This window comes from Rhizobium sp. SAFR-030 (assembly GCF_059415005.1).
In genome coordinates, this window is record NZ_JBPFDO010000004.1 from 349,727 (window position 1) to 367,000 (window position 17,274).

Sequence of the window (17,274 nt, forward strand, 5' to 3'; positions counted from 1 at the left end):
TCAGCCGACGAGCCGGTCGTCGAGATACAGCTGCAGCGTCTTTGCCGTGCCTTCTCTCCACAGCGTGGCCAGAGCATGGGAAAACCGCTGACGGAAATGCTGCGAGCCCGATACGAGTCCGAAAATCTCGTCGAAGGCGAGGAAGGCCATCGGATCGTCCTTGGCCTCAAGCGCCGCTGCATGCAGTTTGTCGGCGCTCGCATCGTTGAAGACGATCGGCTGACCGCTGTCGGTGGTGCCGGCGAAATAACGGCACCAGAGCGCCGAGACGAGCGCCAGGCCGACGACGTCCTCGCTGCGCGCCAGTCGGTCGGCGGTCGACGGCAGAATGAACTTCGGCTGCCGGTTGGAACCGTCCTGCGCCAGGCGCGGAATGGTATCGCCGATCTTCGGATTGAGGAAGCGACGCTCGATCAACTGGTAATAGTCTTGAAGGCTGGTGTCGGGGACCGGCGGCACGATCGGAATGATCTCCTCGCGCTCCAGCTTGGCGAGGAAGGCGCGGATCAGTGGATGCTCCATCGCCTCGTGCACGAAGTGGATGTCGAGGAGCGCTGCCGGATAGGCGATCGTCGCATGACCGCCGTTGAGGATGCGGATCTTCATCAGCTCGTAGGGCGCCACGTCCTGGACGAACTGGACGCCGACCTTTTCCAGCGCCGGACGGCCGGCCGGGAAATTGTCTTCCATCACCCACTGCTTGAACTCTTCGCAGAACACCGGCCAGTTGTCGACGATGTCGAAGTCATTCTTCAGGATGTCGACCTCGCGCTGCCCGGTCGCCGGCGTGATCCGGTCGACCATCGAGTTCGGAAACGCAACATTGGCCTTGATCCAGGCGGCAAAAGCGGGGTCCGAAAGCTCCGCCAGGCCGCACACGGTGTTCTCCGTCACATGGCCGTTGCCGGGAATGTTGTCGCAGGACATGACGGTAAACGGTGCCATGCCCTTCTCGCGCCGCGCCTTGAGACCGGCGATGATCAGCCCGAACACCGTCTTCGGATCCGTCGGGTTCTGGCTGTCAGCGACGATCGCCGGATGGCTCGGGTTGAAGTGACCGGAGGCATCGACGAAATAGCCGCCTTCGGTGATCGTCATCGAGACGATGCGGATCTTCGGATCCGCGAGCGCCGCAACAATCGCCTGGGTGTCGCCGACCGGCAGGATGTCGACCATCGGCGCGGTCACGCGGGCCGCCGTCTTGTTGTTGTCCTGCTCGACCACCGTCGTCAGAAAGTTCTGCGCTGCCAGCTTGTCGCGCATCGCCTGGTCGGACGGCAGCACGCCGGCGCCGAGGATGGCGAAGTCATGGTCGAGACCTTCGTTGAACAGATCGTCCAGATAGACCGCCTGGTGGGCGCGGTGAAAATTGCCGACGCCGAAATGCAGGATGCCGGCCGTCAGCCCCGCTGGATCGTAGGAGGGAATGGCGGCCGTCTTGGCGACCTCTGGGAGCGTTGCGGAAGAAAGTGTGACAGTCATGATGCGGTCCTCGAGGGTCCCCGAATTGAAAAGGAAGGTGCGATCGCCCGATGCCGGGCGGTCAGCTCATCCAGTTGCCGCCGTCGACATTGTAGGTCTGCGCGACGATGTACTCGGCATCGCTCGAGGCGAGGAAGACGGCCATGCCTGTCAGGTCCTCTGCGCGGCCCATGCGGCCGAACGGCACGGCCTCGCCGACCAGGCGCTTCTTCTCGCCGAGCGGCCGGTTCTCGTATTTGGCGAATTTTGCGTCGACGCCGTCCCAGTGCTCGCCATCGACCACGCCCGGCGCGATCGCGTTGACGTTGATGCCGTGCTTGATGAGATCGAGACCGGCCGACTGGGTGAGCGAGATGATGGCAGCCTTCGTGGCGCAGTAGACGCCCACCACCGCTTCACCGCGACGACCGGCCTGACTTGCCATGTTGATGATCTTGCCGCCCTTGCCGCGGGCGATCATCGACTTCGCTATGGCCTGCAGCATGAACAGCGAGCCCGCGACATTGATGGAGAACAGCGTCTCGTAGCTCTGCCGGGTGATCTCGACGATCGGCGCCAGGTCGAACAGCGCGGCATTGTTGATTAGGATATCGACGCCGCCGGTCTTCTCCTCGACCGCACGCACTGCGGCGTCGATCGATTCCTGGCGGGTCACGTCGAGCTCAACCGCATAGGCCATCTCGCCGATCTCGGTCGCGGTCTGCGTCGCGCGCTCCAGATTGATGTCGGCGATGGCAACGGTTGCGCCTTCGCGCACATAGGCCTCGGCGAACGCGCGACCGATGCCGCGGGCCGAGCCGGTGATGATTGCCGATTTACCTTCAAGTCTGCCAGTCACAGTCTCATTCCTCATTCTCGGACCCCGATTGCCAGGCCCATGTTCTCAGGCCTGGATGCGCAGGCCCTTGTCGTCGAAGCGGTGCAGCTTGCTCTCGTCCGGTGTCAGGAACACCTTGTCGCCGTGGTGGTAACCAAGCTCGCCATTGGTGCGGACGTTGAGCGTGCCCACTTCGCTGTTGATGTGCAGGAAAGTGTCGGAGCCGAGATGTTCGGCAACCGTGATCGTGCCCGTCCAGAGGCCGCTGTCGCGCGAGATGCCGATGTGCTCCGGACGAATGCCGGCCGTCTTGGCGCCCTTCGACTGCGCATAGGCACCGTCGATGAGGTTCATGCGCGGCGAGCCGATGAAGCCGGCGACGAAGATGTTGGCCGGGCTGTTGTAGAGATCGAGCGGCGATCCGACCTGCTCGATCTTGCCGCGGTTCAGCACGACGATCTTGTCGGCCATGGTCATCGCTTCGACCTGGTCGTGGGTCACGTAGACCATCGTCGTCTTCAGATGCTGATGAAGCTCGCTGATTTCCAGGCGCATCGTGCCGCGCAGCGCCGCGTCGAGGTTGGACAGCGGTTCGTCGAACAAGAAGGCCTTCGGCTCGCGGACGATGGCACGGCCGATCGCGACGCGCTGGCGCTGGCCGCCCGACAACTGGCCGGGACGACGCTCCAGATAGTCGGTGAGGTTCAGGACCTTTGCCGCATCGTCGACCTTCTTGTCGATCGCCGACTGGTCCATCTTCGCCATCTTCAGCGGGAAGGCGATGTTCTTGCGCACGCTCATGTGCGGATAGAGCGCGTAGGACTGGAACACCATGGCCAGCCCGCGCTGTGCCGGTGCATTTTGGGTGACATCCTTGCCATCGATCAGGATCTGGCCGCCGGAGACGTCTTCCAGCCCGGCGATCAGCCGCAGCAGGGTCGACTTGCCGCAACCGGACGGTCCGACGAAGACGACGAATTCGCCGTCGTTAATCTCAAGATCGATCGAAGGGATGACTTGCGCTTCCCCAAACAGCTTGGAGACGTTGCGAAGGGTAATGCTGCCCATGATACCCGTGTCCTTATTTAACCGCGCCAAACGTGAGGCCGCGAACGAGTTGCTTCTGGCTGAACCAGCCGAGGATGAGGATCGGCGCGATTGCCATGGTGGAGGCCGCCGATAGCTTTGCCCAGAACAGGCCCTGCGGTGACGAGAACGAGGCGATGAAGGCCGTCAGCGGCGCCGCATTGGTGGTCGACAGCTGGATCGTCCAGAACGCTTCGTTCCACGCAAGGATGATGTTGAGGAGCAGCGTCGAGGCGATGCCGGGAACCGCCATCGGCGTCAGCACGTAGACGATTTCCTTCCACAGGTTGGCACCGTCCATGCGCGCCGCTTCCAGGATCTCGCCCGGAATTTCGCGGAAGTATGTGTAGAGCATCCACACCACGATCGGCAGGTTGATCAGCGTCAGCATGATCGTCAGGCCGATGCGGGTGTCGAGCAGGCCGAAGTTGCGGAACAGGATGAAGATGGGCAGCAGCACCGCAACAGCCGGCATCATCTTGGTCGACAGCATCCACATCAGCACGTCCTTGGTCCGCCGGGTCGGTGCGAACGCCATGGCCCAGGCCGCCGGGATGGCGAAGATCAGGGCAAGCACGGTCGAGCCGAGCGACAGGATGACAGAGTTCATGAACGGCTTCAGATAGTCGCGCTGCGTCTGAACCGTGACGTAGTTCTCGAACGTGCCAGACGGAATGAGGCTGAAACCATCGATGGCCTCGGTCTCGGTCTTCAGGCTGGTAATGAAGGCGTAGAGGATCGGAAAGAAGATCAGCAGGGCGACGATCCAGGCAAGGATGGTCCAGGCGATCTTGCTTTGCGTGGTGACTGTGCGAGCCATCTTCGTCTCCTATCGATCGAGGTTCTTGCCGACGGCGCGCATCAGGAAGAAGGCGACGAAGTTGGCGAGCACGACTGCGATGATGCCGCCTGCGGCACCGCCCCCGACGTCATAGCCGAGACGCGCGGTGCGGTAGATCAGGAAGGTCAGGTTGGTCGATGCGTAGCCCGGGCCGCCATTGGTGGTGACCAGGATCTCCGCATAGATGCCGAGCAGGAAGATCGTCTGGATGAGGATGACGACCGTGATGGCGCGGGAAAGATGCGGAAGCGTCAGATAGATGAAACGGTTGACGAAGTTGGCGCCGTCCATTTCGGCGGCTTCCTTCTGCTCGCCGTCAAGCGACTGCAGCGCCGTCAAAAGGATCAGTGTCGCAAAGGGCAGCCACTGCCAGGCAACGATGATGATCACCGAAAACAGCGGGTACTGGGCGAACCAGTCGATCGGCTGGAGCCCGAAGAACCGCGCCAGGTCCGCAAGCACCCCGTAACTCGGATGCATGATCATGTTCTTCCAGATCAGTGCCGCAACCGGCGGCATGACGAAGAATGGCGAGATCACCAGGATGCGCACGATACCCTGGCCGAAGATCGGCTGGTCGAGCAGCAGCGCGATGGCGATGCCGCCGATGACGGTGATCGCCAGCACGCCGAGAACCAGCACCAGCGTGTTCCAGATTGCCTGGAAGAAGGCCGGGTCCGTATAGAAATACTGGTAGTTGAAGAACCCACCGAAGCTGACGCTCTGCGGCGTCAGCAGATTGTAGTTCTGGAACGAGTAGTACAGCGTCATCGACAGCGGCACGACCATCCAGACGAGAAGCGCAATAACGGAGGGGGCCATCATCAGCCGCGCCAACGTCTTGGTATTTTGCGTTGCCATTCGAGCGACCCTCCCTTGAGTGGCCACGCGTTCCGCCCCGGCGGAGGCGCTCGCATGGTCGCATCTTCTTGTTATGGATTTGCCCGCAACCGGGGGCGCGGTGGTGTCTGCCCGGCGCTGAGGCCGGGCAGACACTGTCCTTGGGAGGACCTTACTTGATGTAGCCGGCGCGGGTCATGTCGCGGGTTGCCGTTGCCTGAGCGGCGGCAAGCGCTTCGTCGACCGTCGACTGGCCGGCGATGACAGCCGAGAACAGCTGACCAACCGTGGTGCCGAGAGCCTGGAATTCCGGGATCGCGACGAACTGGCCGCCCGTATAGGGAACCGGCTTGACGGTCGGCTTGGTGATATCGGCGGCATCCATGGCGGCAAGCGTCGGAGCAGCGAAGGCGGCAGCCTTCGTGTATTCCGGGTTCTTGTAGAGCGAGGTGCGCGTGCCCGGAGGAACGTTGGCCCAGCCTTCCTTGGAAGCGACGAGCGTCGTGTATTCCTTGCTGGTTGCCCAGGCAATGAACTTCTGAGCCGATTCAGCCTTCTTCGAGGAAGCCGGAACGGCAAGGTTCCACGACCACAGCCACTTGCCGTGATTGTCTACGCCTTCCTTGTTCGGGAACATCGCGTAGCCGACCTTGTCGGCGACCTTCGAGTCCTTCGGGTTCGAAACGAACGATGCGGCGACGGTCGCGTCGATCCACATGCCGCACTTGCCCTGCTGGAACAGCGTCAGGTTTTCGTTGAAGCCGTTCGACGAGGCACCGGCAGGACCGGTATCCTTCATCAGGTCGGCGTAGAACTGCAGCGACGACTTCCATTCCGGCTGATCGAACTGCGGCTTCCACTGTTCGTCGAACCAGCGGCCGCCAAACGAGTTGTTGAGCGCCGAAACGAACGCCATGTTCTCGCCCCAGCCGGCCTTGCCACGCAGGCACATGCCGCTGACATCGGCCTTGCGGTCGGTAATCTTGCGGGCTGCGTCGGCGATGAATTCCCAGGTCGGCATGTCCGGCATCTTCAGGCCGGCCTTTTCGAACAGGTCCTTGCGATACATGATCATGGCGGATTCGCCGTAGAACGGAGCGGCATAGAGCTTGCCGTCCATCGACAGGCCACCACGGATCGCCGGCAGCAGGTCGTCCATGTCGTACTTGTCACCAAGGCCGTCGAGCGGCAGCAGCCACTTCTGCTTGGCCCAGATCGGCACTTCATAGTTGCCGATGGTGACGATGTCGTACTGGCCGCCACCGGCAGCGATGTCGGTCGTCACGCGCTCGCGCAGGACGTTTTCTTCGAGGGTGACCCACTCGACCTGGATGTCCGGGTTTGCCTTGGTGAATTCGGACGTCAGTCCCTGCATGCGCACCATGTCGCCATTGTTGACGGTGGCAATGGTCAGGGTTTCGGCGGACGCGATGCCGACGAAGGCCAGCGCAGAGCATGCGCCGAGCAGAATTGTCTTCAATGTCATATCTTCCTCCCAGAAGAAATATTACGGGCATTCGCTTTACCCATGGGCAATTACTCATTTTATCTGGAACAATGTCAAGCGACATTCGTCGCTGCACAGCAGCGCCCGATGCATAAACCATTGTTTTCAAATCGGAAAAATTTACTCACAGCTTGAGCAGATGCTCAGCCGTCGCCTCGTCGGTGATGATTCCGTTGAGCAGGCCACCGGTCAGCGCTCCGTGAATCGCTGCCTGCTTGCGCCTGCCGAGTGCCACCCCGATCACCGATCCACTGCTGCGTGGAGGGATGGGAACACTCGCCACGCGGTCGTTGATCGGCTCGGCCAGCAGCTGCCCGTCGCGGTCGAACATCCAGCCGCAGATCTCGCCGACGGCCCCGCACTTCATCAAGCTGGTCATCTCGTCGGGTGCCAGAAACCCGTCGACGCAAAGCGGCGCTTCGACACCCAGTTCGCCGACACCGACGAAGGTGACATCCGCGGTGGCGCCGAGCTTGAGCGTCGATTGCACGATCGACTGCATGTGCAGCGCATCGCGCTCTTCCGCCGAAGAACAGAGCACCGGCAGGGGCATCGGGAAATGCCGCGCCTTGATCGCATCGGCCATCGAGAAGATGACGTTGTAATAGGCGGCCGAGCCGTCCGGCCCGATATTGCCGGTCAGCGAGACGATGCGGTGCTGCGGGCAATCCATCGGCGGCAACTGGTCGACGGCCGCTTTCAGCGTACGGCCTGTGCCAATCGCCAGCACGATAGGATCGGGGCGCCTGAGCCAGCGCTCGATTTCCGCCGCCGCCGCCTCGGCGATGCCGACGGTCGACGAACTCCCGGCCGGATCGGACGGGACGACCTCCACATGGACGAGGCCGAACCTGTCCTTCAGCGCTTCTCCGAGTTCCAGGCAGGCGGCGATAGGGTGGTCGAGACGCACCTTGATCAGGCGCTCGGCCACCGCCAGCGACACGAGGCGCTGGGCCGATTGCCGCGAGATGCTCATCGCTGCGGCGATCTCGTCCTGCGTGCGCCCGGCGACGTAGTAGAGCCAGCCGGCACGCGCCGCATCGTCCAATCGCCCCTGGGTATCCGACCTCTTCGCCATGCCCCGCCCTTCAGTTCTCCTCGGCTTTTGCTGGCATGCTTTCCGCGTCGCTGTCAAATACGGGTGTCACCATAGCGCTCCCAGCGCCCCGCGAGGCATAAGCTTGGAAAACGCCGTGGGGGGAACGTGCGTACTTGGCTGTCAGGTACCCAGTGCCAGGCCGATCACCGTCTCCATCCGGTCATAGCGCGCAAGCTGCGCCTGCTTCGACGCCTCGATCCAGCCTGTTGCATTGATCTTTGTCAGATCGATCGGATGGCCGGCACGGATCGACAACTGCTTCAGATACTGAAGCTGGGTGCGGCCATTGCCGTCGCGGAATGGGTGCACGTAATTGATGTCGCCGATGATTGCCGCGGCCGTCGCGGCAAATGTCGTGCGCTCAAGCCCTTGCAAAAGTTTCGAGCGCGACAAGCGACGGTGCACGTCGGCCATGCCGGTCTCTATGTACTGGCGGAGCTGGAACTGGCTGTCCCCCTTGGAGATCTCGACGGTTCGAACTTCGCCGGCCCACTCAAAGACGTCCTGGAAAAGATGGCGGTGGATCGACCGCAAGTGCTTGAGGTCGAAATTGCCGGTGGGGATGCCTTCGCGCGCTCGCATGACGACGATCTCTCGCTCATGGTAGTCAAGCGTCGCGGGGTCGGTAATGCCGAGCTTGTTTCGAAGGACTGCCGTTCCCGGGTAAACGTAGGGATCGTCGGTCATTCCGCCGCTTGAGATGCGCCTGCGACCCTAGCTCGCTCAAGAATATGCTTTCGCTGCTTTTCTGCCGACCATCCCTCACGGTCGAACATCGCGAACATCTCAACCTGCTCGGGGCTAAGCGGGTTGTTCTCTATCGCCTGCAGATGCGCGGCCTCAAGCGTGCGCTGCCGGATCGTGTCCCTGTCACGCATGGAAGACATGCCCTCCGCCAACTGCCGGTACCCGATTTCGAGTAACTAAAATCTACCAGCAATCTGCGCATCAGGCAATTCGACGAGGTGGCGCAGCGACCGAGAACGCTACTCCACCTGCACCAGATGCCCCTCGGATATCTCGCGATACTGCCGCACCGGCGGTACATAACCGGCGGCGCGGACCGGGCTCTTGATCTCGTCGGCCGCCAGGTTGCGCTTGATGGTGCGGCGCGAGGGATCCGGCACCGGCACCGCCGCCATCAACTTCTTCGTGTAGGGGTGCTGCGGGTTCTCAAAGACGGCGGCACGGGGCCCGATTTCGACGATTTCGCCGAGATACATCACCGCGACGCGGTGGCTGACGCGCTCGACCACCGCCATGTCGTGGCTGATGAACAGGTAGGCAAGCTTCAAGCTCTGCTGCAGGTCGAGCAGCAAATTGCACACCTGCGCCTTGATCGACACGTCAAGAGCCGAGACGGCCTCGTCTGCGATGATCACCTTCGGATCGAGCATCAGTGCCCGGGCGATGGCCACACGCTGACGCTGGCCGCCAGAAAACTCGTGCGGGTAGCGGCGCATCATGTCAGGCGACAGACCGACCTTGGCCAGCAGGTCGGCGGCTTTCTCCTTCGCCTGCTTCTTCGTGCCGAGGTTGTGCTCGATGAACGGCTCCATGACCGCCGAGCCGACCGACATGCGCGGGTTGAGCGAAGCGAACGGGTCCTGGAAAACCATCTGCACGGAGCGGCGCATGATGCGCAGCGTCGTACGGTCGAGGTTCATCACGTTGTAGCCGTCGAGCGTCACCTCGCCGCTGTCCGGTTCGACGAGCCGGGTCACGGAACGACCCGTCGTCGACTTGCCGCAGCCGCTTTCGCCGACCAGCGACAGGGTCTCGCCTTCGAACAGCTGGAACGACACCTTCTCCACCGCATGCACGGCGCCCGTCTGGCGGCCGAACAGGCCGGAACGGATGGCAAACCGCGTGGTCAGGTCCTTGACGTCGAGGATCGGCGTCTTGCTCTTGACCACCGTGTCTGTCACGTCCTGCATCGGCTGCGCATCGCCGGATGCCACGTCGATGATCGGAAAGCGGAGCGGCAGGCGGCGATCCTTCATCGAGCCGAGACGCGGTACGGCTGCCAGCAGCGCTCGCGTATAGGGATGCTGGCCACGGTGGAAGATGTCGTCGGTGAGGCCTGTCTCCACCTGCTCGCCGCGAAACATGACGATGGTGCGGTCGGCGATTTCCGCCACAACGCCCATGTCATGCGTGATGAACAGGACGGACATCCCCTCCTCCTGCTGCAGATCCTTGATCAGGTCGAGGATCTGCCCCTGGATGGTAACGTCCAGCGCCGTTGTCGGCTCGTCGGCGATCAGCAGCCTCGGCTTCGAGGCGAGCGCCATGGCGATCATCACGCGCTGCCGCATGCCACCGGAAAACTGATGCGGATATTCATCGTACCGGCCCTTGGCATTCGGGATGCGGACCTTCTCGAGCAGCCGGATCACCTCGGCCTTGGCAGCCGCGCCGGAGATGTTCTGGTGGACGGTCAGCGCCTCGGCGATCTGCTTGCCGATCGGGAAGATCGGATTGAGGCTCGTCATCGGCTCCTGGAAGATCATCGAGATGTCGTTGCCGCGCACCTGGCGCATCTGCTCTTCGGGCAGCGACAACAACTCCTTGCCGCCGAGCATGACCTTGCCCTCGATGCGGCTCGAATTCTTCGGCAGCAACCGCATGATCGACAGCGAGGTGACGCTCTTGCCGGAGCCGCTTTCGCCGACGATGGCGACGGTTTCCCGCGGCGCAACCGAGAAGCTCATGTTGCGGACGACCGACCGCCACTCGTCATTGACGCGGAACGAGGTCGTCAGGTTTTCGACGGAGAGGACCGGGGTCACCGCGCCCCCCGTCTGCTCCGAAAGTGTCGCGGAAAGAAGCACCGGTTTCTCCTCGGTTTCGCTGACGGATCAGGCGGCTAGCGCGGTTTCGGCAAGCGTTACCCAGTAGCTGATGCCGTAGGGGATCGCCTCGTCGTTGAAGTCGTAGGCCGGATGGTGAAGGTTTGCGGTCTCGCCGACGCCGAGGAAGATGAAGGCACCCGGACGCGCCTCCAGCATGTAGGAAAAGTCCTCGGCACCCATCTTCGGCGGCGCATTGGTCTCGACGCGCTTCTCGCCCGACACATTGGCGGCCACGGAGGCGGCAAAATCCGTCTGCTCGGGATGGTTGACGGTGACCGGATAACCCCGGTGATAGGTCACCTCGGCAATCGCCCCATGCGCGAGCGCCGTGCTCTCGGCCACCTCGACCAGCCGCTTTGCCGCAAAATCCCGCACCGCCGGATCGAGCGTCCGCACCGTGCCGGTCAGCTTCACCTCCATCGGGATGACGTTGAAGGCGTCGCCGCCGTGCGTTGTGGTGACGGACACGACCACCGACTTCAGCGGATCGACGCCGCGCGAGGCGATCGACTGGAGGGCGATGACGATATGCGCCGATGTCAGAACCGGATCGATGGAAAAATGCGGCTGCGCGGCGTGGCTGCCCTTGCCCTTGACGACGATCTCGAAGCTGTCGGCGGCCGCCATCAGGCCGCCCTTGCGCAGCGAGAAATCGCCGAGCGGCAGACCCGGCGAATTGTGCATGCCGTAGACTTCCTTGATGCCGAACTTGTCCATCATGCCGTCCTCGACCATCGCCAGACCGCCGGCGCCACCCTCTTCGGCAGGCTGGAAGATGACCGCGACCGAGCCGGCGAAGCGGCGCGTCTCGCACAGATACTGAGCCGCCCCGAGCAGCATGGCGGTGTGACCGTCATGGCCGCAGGAATGCGCCTTTCCGGGGGTCTTCGAGGCCCACGGCATGCCGGTGTCTTCGACGATCGGCAGGGCATCCATGTCGGCGCGCATGCCGATCACCGGTCCGTCGCCGAGCGTTCCCTTGATGATCCCGACGACGCCGGTCCGGCCGATGCCGGTTTCCACCACGTCGCAACCGAAGGCTTTCAGCTTGTCGGCCACGAACGCAGACGTCAGGAAAACGTCGTAGAGAAGCTCCGGATTTTCGTGAAGGTGACGCCTCCACCCGGCAACTTCTTCCTGCATTTCTGCGGCACGATTGAGAACTGGCATTGCGGCAACCCCGTTATTTTTCAGCTGTTTCCCTGCTTGTTGGCGGGGATAATGGGACTGGATCGGCCGATTTAGCAAGCCTCAATTTTCGTTCTTGAACGGAAAATAGGCTTGTGCTTAGATGGCTTAAAATTTGGTCAATTTGGCGCCGGAACCGCGAAAACGTGGACGTGCAGCCCGGGATCTCGAAGGAGACGATACGCAGAATTCACCACCGACTGGGAGGAAACAGTCGGCTGGGGATGTGGTCTGGCGACCGTGGCCACAACGGCCGCAACGATAAATATCATCAAGGGGAAAACGATGAAGAGAACAAACATCCTGCTCGCAGGGACCGTGGCGGCATTGGCGCTCGCCGGATCGGCCCATGCCGAGCGTGGAACCGACGGAGACCTGAAGATCCTGTTCTGGCAGGCGGTCTCGACGCTCAATCCGTACCTGTCGGGCGGCACCAAGGAAATCTACAGCTCGTCGATGGTCATCGAGCCGCTCGCCCGTTACGACGAAACCGGCAAGCTGGTGCCGTTCCTTGTCAGCGAGATCCCGACCGTCGACAATGGCGGCGTCGCCAAGGACATGCTGAGCGTCACCTGGAAGCTGAAGCCCGGCGTCAAGTGGTCGGACGGCTCCGCCTTTACCGCCGAAGACGTCGTCTTCACCTGGCAGTACTGCACGGCTCCGGATGGCGGCTGCGCCCAGAAAGCCCAGTACCAGGGCATCAAGTCGGTTGAAGCGATCGATCCGGCGACCGTCAAGGTGTCCTTCACCGAGCCCAAATACTACCCCTACAGCGCCTTTGTCGGCGCCCAGTCGCCGATCATCCAGAAGGCGCAGTTCAAGGATTGCCTCGGTGCCAAGGCTCCGGGCTGCACCGCAGCCAATTTTGGCCCGGTCGGCACCGGTCCGTTCGTCGTCAAGGAATTCAAGCCAAACGACGTGATCACCTTTACCGCCAACCCCAACTTCCGCGATGCCTCGAAGCCTGCCTTCGCCACGGTGACGCTGAAGGGCGGCGGCGACGCGGCATCGGCAGCACGCGCGGTTCTGGAAACCGGCGAATACGACTACGGCTGGAACATGCAGGTCGAGCCGGAAGTGCTCGAAACCATGATGAAGGCCGGCAAGGGCACACTGGTGACCGCATTCGGCACCCAGGTCGAGCGTATCAACCTTAACTGGACCAACCCCGACCCGGCGCTTGGCGACAAGCGCTCGACGAAGGAAGGCGGCAAGCATCCGTCGCTCTCGGACCCGGCCGTGCGCAAGGCCCTGTCCATGGCGATCGATCGCGACATCATCGACGAAGCCGGTTACGGCGAAGCCGGCAAACCGACCTGCAACATCGTGCCGGCTCCCGATGCCTATGTGTCGAGCGCCAATGACTGGTGCCTGAAGCAGGACATCGAAGGCGCCAACAAGCTGCTCGACGAAGCTGGCTGGAAGATGGGCGGCGACGGCATCCGCGCCAAGGACGGCGTCAAGCTCTCCTACCTCTACCAGACCTCGACCAACTCCGTCCGCCAGGGCACCCAGGCGCTGGTGAAGGACATGTGGTCGCAGATTGGCGTCGGAGCGGAACTGCGCAACGTTTCCGCCTCGGTCTTCTTCGGCGGCGACCCGGCAAGCCCGGACACCTTCCAGAAGTTCTATGCCGACGTCGAAATGTACACCAACAACTTCGACGGCACGGACCCGGAAAAGTATCTGACGGAATGGCTGTGCGACAAGATCCCCGCACCGGCCAATGGCTGGCAGGGGCAGAACATGCCGCGCTACTGCAACCCGGACTACGACAAGGTCGTCGCCGAACTGTCAAAGACGGCGGATCTCGGCAAGCGTGCCGAGATCGCCAAGAAGGCCAACGACATGCTGACCGCCGAAGGAGCGCACATCCCGCTCATCCACCGCGGCCAGATCTCCTCGCATGCCGTCACGCTGAACGGTGTGAAGATGAACGCATGGGACAGCGAACTGTGGAACGTCGCTGACTGGTCTCGCAAGAAGTAATCGATGATGCGCCGGCTCCGCTCCCTCAAAGGGCGGGGCCGGTAATTGCTTCTCCGAGGCCGTCTGGAGACCGACTGATGTTCACCTTTACGATCCGGCGACTGATGTTCGCCGTACCGACGCTGCTTGTCATAAGTTTCGTCATCTTCGCACTGCTCGATCTTGCGCCGAACGATCCGCTAGGCGACCTGCCGCTCACCATTCCGCCGGAAGTTCGCGAGCAGATCCGTGCCGCGATGGGGCTGGATCAGCCCTTCCTGATCCGCTACCTGAAATGGCTGCAGCAGTTCTTCATCAACGAGCCCCTCAACATCTTCGAGCGCTTGACCGGCCTGACCATCGGATCGGGTGAGCGCATGCGGGTTCTTTCCTGGGCGACGCGCAGCCCCGTCGTCGATCTGATTGTCCAGCGCCTGCCACAGACGCTATGGGTCGTCGGCATGGCCTATGTGTTCGGCATCCTGATCGCCATTCCCGTCGGCGTCATCTCCGCCTACCGACAGTATTCGGTCTTCGACCAGGTCGGCACCTTCGTCACCATGGTCGGCTATTCGGTGCCGACCTTCTTCACAGGCGTGCTGCTGATCGTGATCTTCTCCTCCTACCTGCAGTGGTTTCCGTCGATCTACGATACGAACCTGCAGGTGAACGACTGGTCGAGCTTCCTCGCCCAGGTGAAGCAGATGGTTCTGCCGGTGACGGTTCTGTCGCTTTACAACGCCTCACAGATCACCCGCTTCGTGCGGGCCTCGATGCTCGACAATCTGACGCAGGATTATGTTCGGACCGCCCGCGCAAAGGGCGTCAAGGAAAAGGCCGTGCTGCTGGTGCATGTGCTGCGCAACAGCCTGATCCCGGTCGTCACCGTCATCGCGCTCGGCGTGCCGACGATCTTCTCCGGCGCCATCATCACCGAGCAGATCTTTCGCGTGAACGGGCTCGGCCAGTTGCTGATCACCGCCGTGCAGGGCGCCGATATCCCACTCGTCCAGACGCTGACCTTCATCTTCGCGGTGCTGATCGTGCTGTTCAACCTGATCGCCGACGTCCTGTACGGCATCCTTGATCCGAGGATCCGCTATGACTGACGCGACCATCATGACCACGCCGGTCCTCGCCAAGGCCGACACCGATACGCCGATGAAGGTCTTCCGCCGCAAGTTTTCCGCTCACAAGGGCGGCGTCGCGGGGCTGATCGTCTTCGTCGCCATCCTGGTCGTCGTCTATCTGGGCCCGCTGGTCCACACGGTCGACCCCAACAAGATCGACATCCGCGCCAAGAACCAGGGACCGTCGCTGCTGCACCCGTTCGGCACCGACAATCTCGGCCACGACATGCTGGCGCAGGTGATGGCCGGCGGCCAGATTTCGCTCGCCGTTGGCATGACCGCCATGCTCCTGTCGCTGCTGCTCGGCACGCTGGTCGGCGTCGTGTCTGGCTACTTCCGCAGGCTCGACGGTCCGCTGATGCGGCTGACGGACCTGTTTCTGGCCCTGCCGCTGCTGCCGCTGCTGCTGGTCATCATCATGCTGTTTCGCGACACGCTGCGGGCGGCTTTTGGTCCCGAGACAGGTATCTTCATCCTGATTGTCTTCGTCATCGGCATCACCAGCTGGATGCACACCGCGCGCATCGTCCGTGGCGACGTGCTGTCTGTGAAAAGCCAGGAGTACATCGTCGCGGCGAAAAGCAGTGGCATGCGCGAGTACCGGATTGTCCTGCGGCACATCCTGCCGAACGTCCTGTCATCGATCATGGTGTCGGCGACGCTTGGCATCGCTTCTGCCATCATCACAGAGTCGGCACTGAGCTTCCTTGGACTGGGTTTCCCGTCCGATTTCCCCACCTGGGGTCGGCTGTTGTTCGATGGGGCGAACTTCCTGCAGATCACTCCATCGCGCGTAATCTGGCCGGGACTTGCCATCTCGTTGACGGTGCTTAGCGTCAACTATGTTGGCGATGCCGTGCGAGATGCACTCGACCCGCGCACGCTTTCGCGCTGATCAGCCATGGCGTTCCGCTTCGATCGAAGCGGGACGCCCAGCCGCATAAAACTGGCAAATCCACTTTTTTCGAAAAATTCTTGGACCTTCGGGAACCAAGCATCCTGACGCTCGTTATTAACACATCTGGAAGCGCCCCCGTCCCCCGCCCTTCAAGCTTCCAGATGACTCTTCATCCCCCTCGAAGAGGCCAACGGTCTCGGTTTCCCTGGAAACCGAGACCGTTTTTCGTTGTACTCAGGACACTACTTCTCAGGCGCCCGCCAATGCTCTTTAGCAAAGGCGACGCGGATGCATGTCTGACGTAGGTGCTATTCGGAAGCGTGGTCCATCGGGAACACCAGGCTGTAGGTGATCCGATCATGCGAGATCTGGTAGCGCGCCTTGCCATTAACCGAGGCTGGGACAACGCGTTCGAGGACGGTACTGCCGAAATGCGCCTTCAGCATCTCGTCCTCATGGCCAGTCAGCCCTCTCGCCGGCGAGACCAGGCCCTCTTCCCAGCGGATCTCAAGTGAATCCTGACCATTGGCCTGCACCCGGTGGCAGTTGACCATGATCGCCCGACCGTTCTTGACCAGCGATCCGTGCGACACGGCATTGACGATCAGCTCATGAAGCGCCAGCCCCAGGTGCAGCGATGCATTCGGCGTCAGCAGGACATTGTCGCCGCTCACTCTCACCAGATGAGCATTCTCTGGAAGGTATTTCTCGGTCTGCTGCTGAACGAGCTCGTAGAAATAAGCGCCACGCCAGCTTGAATCGGTGATCAGGTCCTGGGACTGCGACAGCGAATACAGCCGGCCGCGGAACTTGTTGAGGAACATGTCGAGCGTAACCGAATACCGCGCCGTCTGCAGCGCAATGCTCTGGATGATCGCCAGCAGGTTCTTCGACCGGTGACTGACTTCGCGCAGCAGCGCCCGCAACAAACGCTCACGGTGGCGCTCCTCGGAGCGGTCAACGATTGTGGTTACGAGATGCCGGCCGCCGCCCGTCAGGTTGATGGCCTGGACGCGGAATTCATAGACGAGGTCAGCGTTCACGGTGACTTCGAGATGGCTCTTTTCGCCGGTCTCGGCGATGCCGTCCTTCAGCAACCGCAGCTTTTCAGCGATGTCCTCGCCAAACAGGCTGAGGTCGCTCGGAGCGTTCCCAAGACCGGCCGACCAGACGGGCGGAAGGTTGGTAACAAACAGGTAGTCGCGCTGGAGATCCTGGATGATGACGCTGGCACCGAGGTCGACAAGTGCCGGCATGAAGAATTCACGCAACTTGTCGTCACTCTCACCAGCCTGTTTCCATGTCAGCTGATGCGACAAGAATTCCACTCCGCCTCTTTTTGGCCCGTGCGTTCGAAGTTGCAGGAGGCGCAACCTGACCGGACAACACGCCGGTTATATGAGTTTCACCACGTCAGAACAACCCGACGAAAGGTGAAATTGTGGCAAGGCGACAGCTATCGGAAAGCCCCTGTCAGCCCACGTGATTCAGGTCCGCCTCGACAATTGTCGAGCCGCCTGGTGCGACAAAAGCTCTTTGAGAGACATCCCGCAGAGCCTTCCG

15 protein-coding genes are annotated in these 17,274 nt (G+C 61.9%); 3 read left to right on the top strand and 12 right to left on the bottom strand.

The window, feature by feature from the left end; genetic code table 11:
* From ACR65N_RS14640 to ACR65N_RS14690, 11 genes are all read right to left on the bottom strand, one after another.
* Positions 1-1,482, bottom strand: a complete 1,482-nt coding sequence (locus ACR65N_RS14640; protein ID WP_440457600.1) for a mannitol dehydrogenase family protein — start codon at positions 1,480-1,482, stop codon at positions 1-3.
* Between the two features lie 61 nt (positions 1,483-1,543).
* Positions 1,544-2,320 carry an L-iditol 2-dehydrogenase gene (locus ACR65N_RS14645; protein ID WP_440457601.1) on the bottom strand — a complete coding sequence of 259 codons (777 nt, stop codon included), beginning with the start codon at positions 2,318-2,320 and terminating at the stop codon, positions 1,544-1,546.
* 45 nt (positions 2,321-2,365) lie between these two features.
* Positions 2,366-3,367 carry an ABC transporter ATP-binding protein gene (locus ACR65N_RS14650; protein ID WP_440457602.1) on the bottom strand — a complete coding sequence of 334 codons (1,002 nt, stop codon included), beginning with the start codon at positions 3,365-3,367 and terminating at the stop codon, positions 2,366-2,368.
* A 13-nt stretch (positions 3,368-3,380) separates the two neighbouring features.
* On the bottom strand, positions 3,381-4,205 hold the full coding sequence (locus ACR65N_RS14655; RefSeq protein WP_440457603.1) for a carbohydrate ABC transporter permease: 825 nt from the start codon (positions 4,203-4,205) through the stop codon (positions 3,381-3,383).
* A gap of 9 nt (positions 4,206-4,214) precedes the next feature.
* Positions 4,215-5,087, bottom strand: coding sequence for a carbohydrate ABC transporter permease (locus ACR65N_RS14660; protein ID WP_440457604.1), 873 nt, complete (start codon positions 5,085-5,087; stop codon positions 4,215-4,217).
* Positions 5,088-5,238: 151 nt separating this feature from the next.
* Positions 5,239-6,552: an ABC transporter substrate-binding protein gene (locus tag ACR65N_RS14665; protein ID WP_430304673.1), complete on the bottom strand. Its 1,314-nt coding sequence runs from the start codon at positions 6,550-6,552 to the stop codon at positions 5,239-5,241.
* A gap of 145 nt (positions 6,553-6,697) precedes the next feature.
* Positions 6,698-7,651 (bottom strand): sugar-binding transcriptional regulator, encoded by a 954-nt coding sequence (locus ACR65N_RS14670; protein ID WP_440457605.1) that lies wholly within the window; start codon positions 7,649-7,651, stop codon positions 6,698-6,700.
* 141 nt (positions 7,652-7,792) lie between these two features.
* Positions 7,793-8,359, bottom strand: a complete 567-nt coding sequence (locus ACR65N_RS14675; RefSeq protein WP_440457606.1) for a Fic/DOC family protein — start codon at positions 8,357-8,359, stop codon at positions 7,793-7,795.
* Positions 8,356-8,550 carry a hypothetical protein gene (locus ACR65N_RS14680; RefSeq protein ID WP_440457607.1) on the bottom strand — a complete coding sequence of 65 codons (195 nt, stop codon included), beginning with the start codon at positions 8,548-8,550 and terminating at the stop codon, positions 8,356-8,358. Before ACR65N_RS14680 ends, ACR65N_RS14675 begins: the two co-directional genes overlap by 4 nt.
* Positions 8,551-8,658: 108 nt before the next feature.
* Positions 8,659-10,506, bottom strand: a complete 1,848-nt coding sequence (locus ACR65N_RS14685) for an ABC transporter ATP-binding protein (RefSeq protein ID WP_430304679.1) — start codon at positions 10,504-10,506, stop codon at positions 8,659-8,661.
* Between the two features lie 27 nt (positions 10,507-10,533).
* Entirely contained in the window at positions 10,534-11,697 is a 1,164-nt protein-coding gene (locus ACR65N_RS14690) for a M20 aminoacylase family protein (RefSeq protein ID WP_440457608.1), read from the bottom strand.
* 303 nt (positions 11,698-12,000) lie between these two features.
* On the opposite strand from ACR65N_RS14690, the gene ACR65N_RS14695 reads away from it, so the two are divergent.
* The 3 genes from ACR65N_RS14695 (at position 12,001) to ACR65N_RS14705 (ending at position 15,708) form a co-directional block, all read left to right on the top strand.
* Positions 12,001-13,704 (top strand): peptide ABC transporter substrate-binding protein, encoded by a 1,704-nt coding sequence (locus ACR65N_RS14695; RefSeq protein ID WP_440457609.1) that lies wholly within the window; start codon positions 12,001-12,003, stop codon positions 13,702-13,704.
* Between the two features lie 77 nt (positions 13,705-13,781).
* Positions 13,782-14,792: an ABC transporter permease gene (locus ACR65N_RS14700; protein WP_440457610.1), complete on the top strand. Its 1,011-nt coding sequence runs from the start codon at positions 13,782-13,784 to the stop codon at positions 14,790-14,792.
* On the top strand, positions 14,785-15,708 hold the full coding sequence (locus ACR65N_RS14705) for an ABC transporter permease (protein ID WP_440457611.1): 924 nt from the start codon (positions 14,785-14,787) through the stop codon (positions 15,706-15,708). Before ACR65N_RS14700 ends, ACR65N_RS14705 begins: the two co-directional genes overlap by 8 nt.
* 311 nt (positions 15,709-16,019) lie before the next feature.
* Here the strand turns inward: ACR65N_RS14705 and ACR65N_RS14710 are convergent, their stop codons facing one another.
* On the bottom strand, positions 16,020-17,030 hold the full coding sequence (locus ACR65N_RS14710; protein WP_440457612.1) for a sensor histidine kinase: 1,011 nt from the start codon (positions 17,028-17,030) through the stop codon (positions 16,020-16,022).
* Positions 17,031-17,274: the final 244 nt, after the last annotated feature.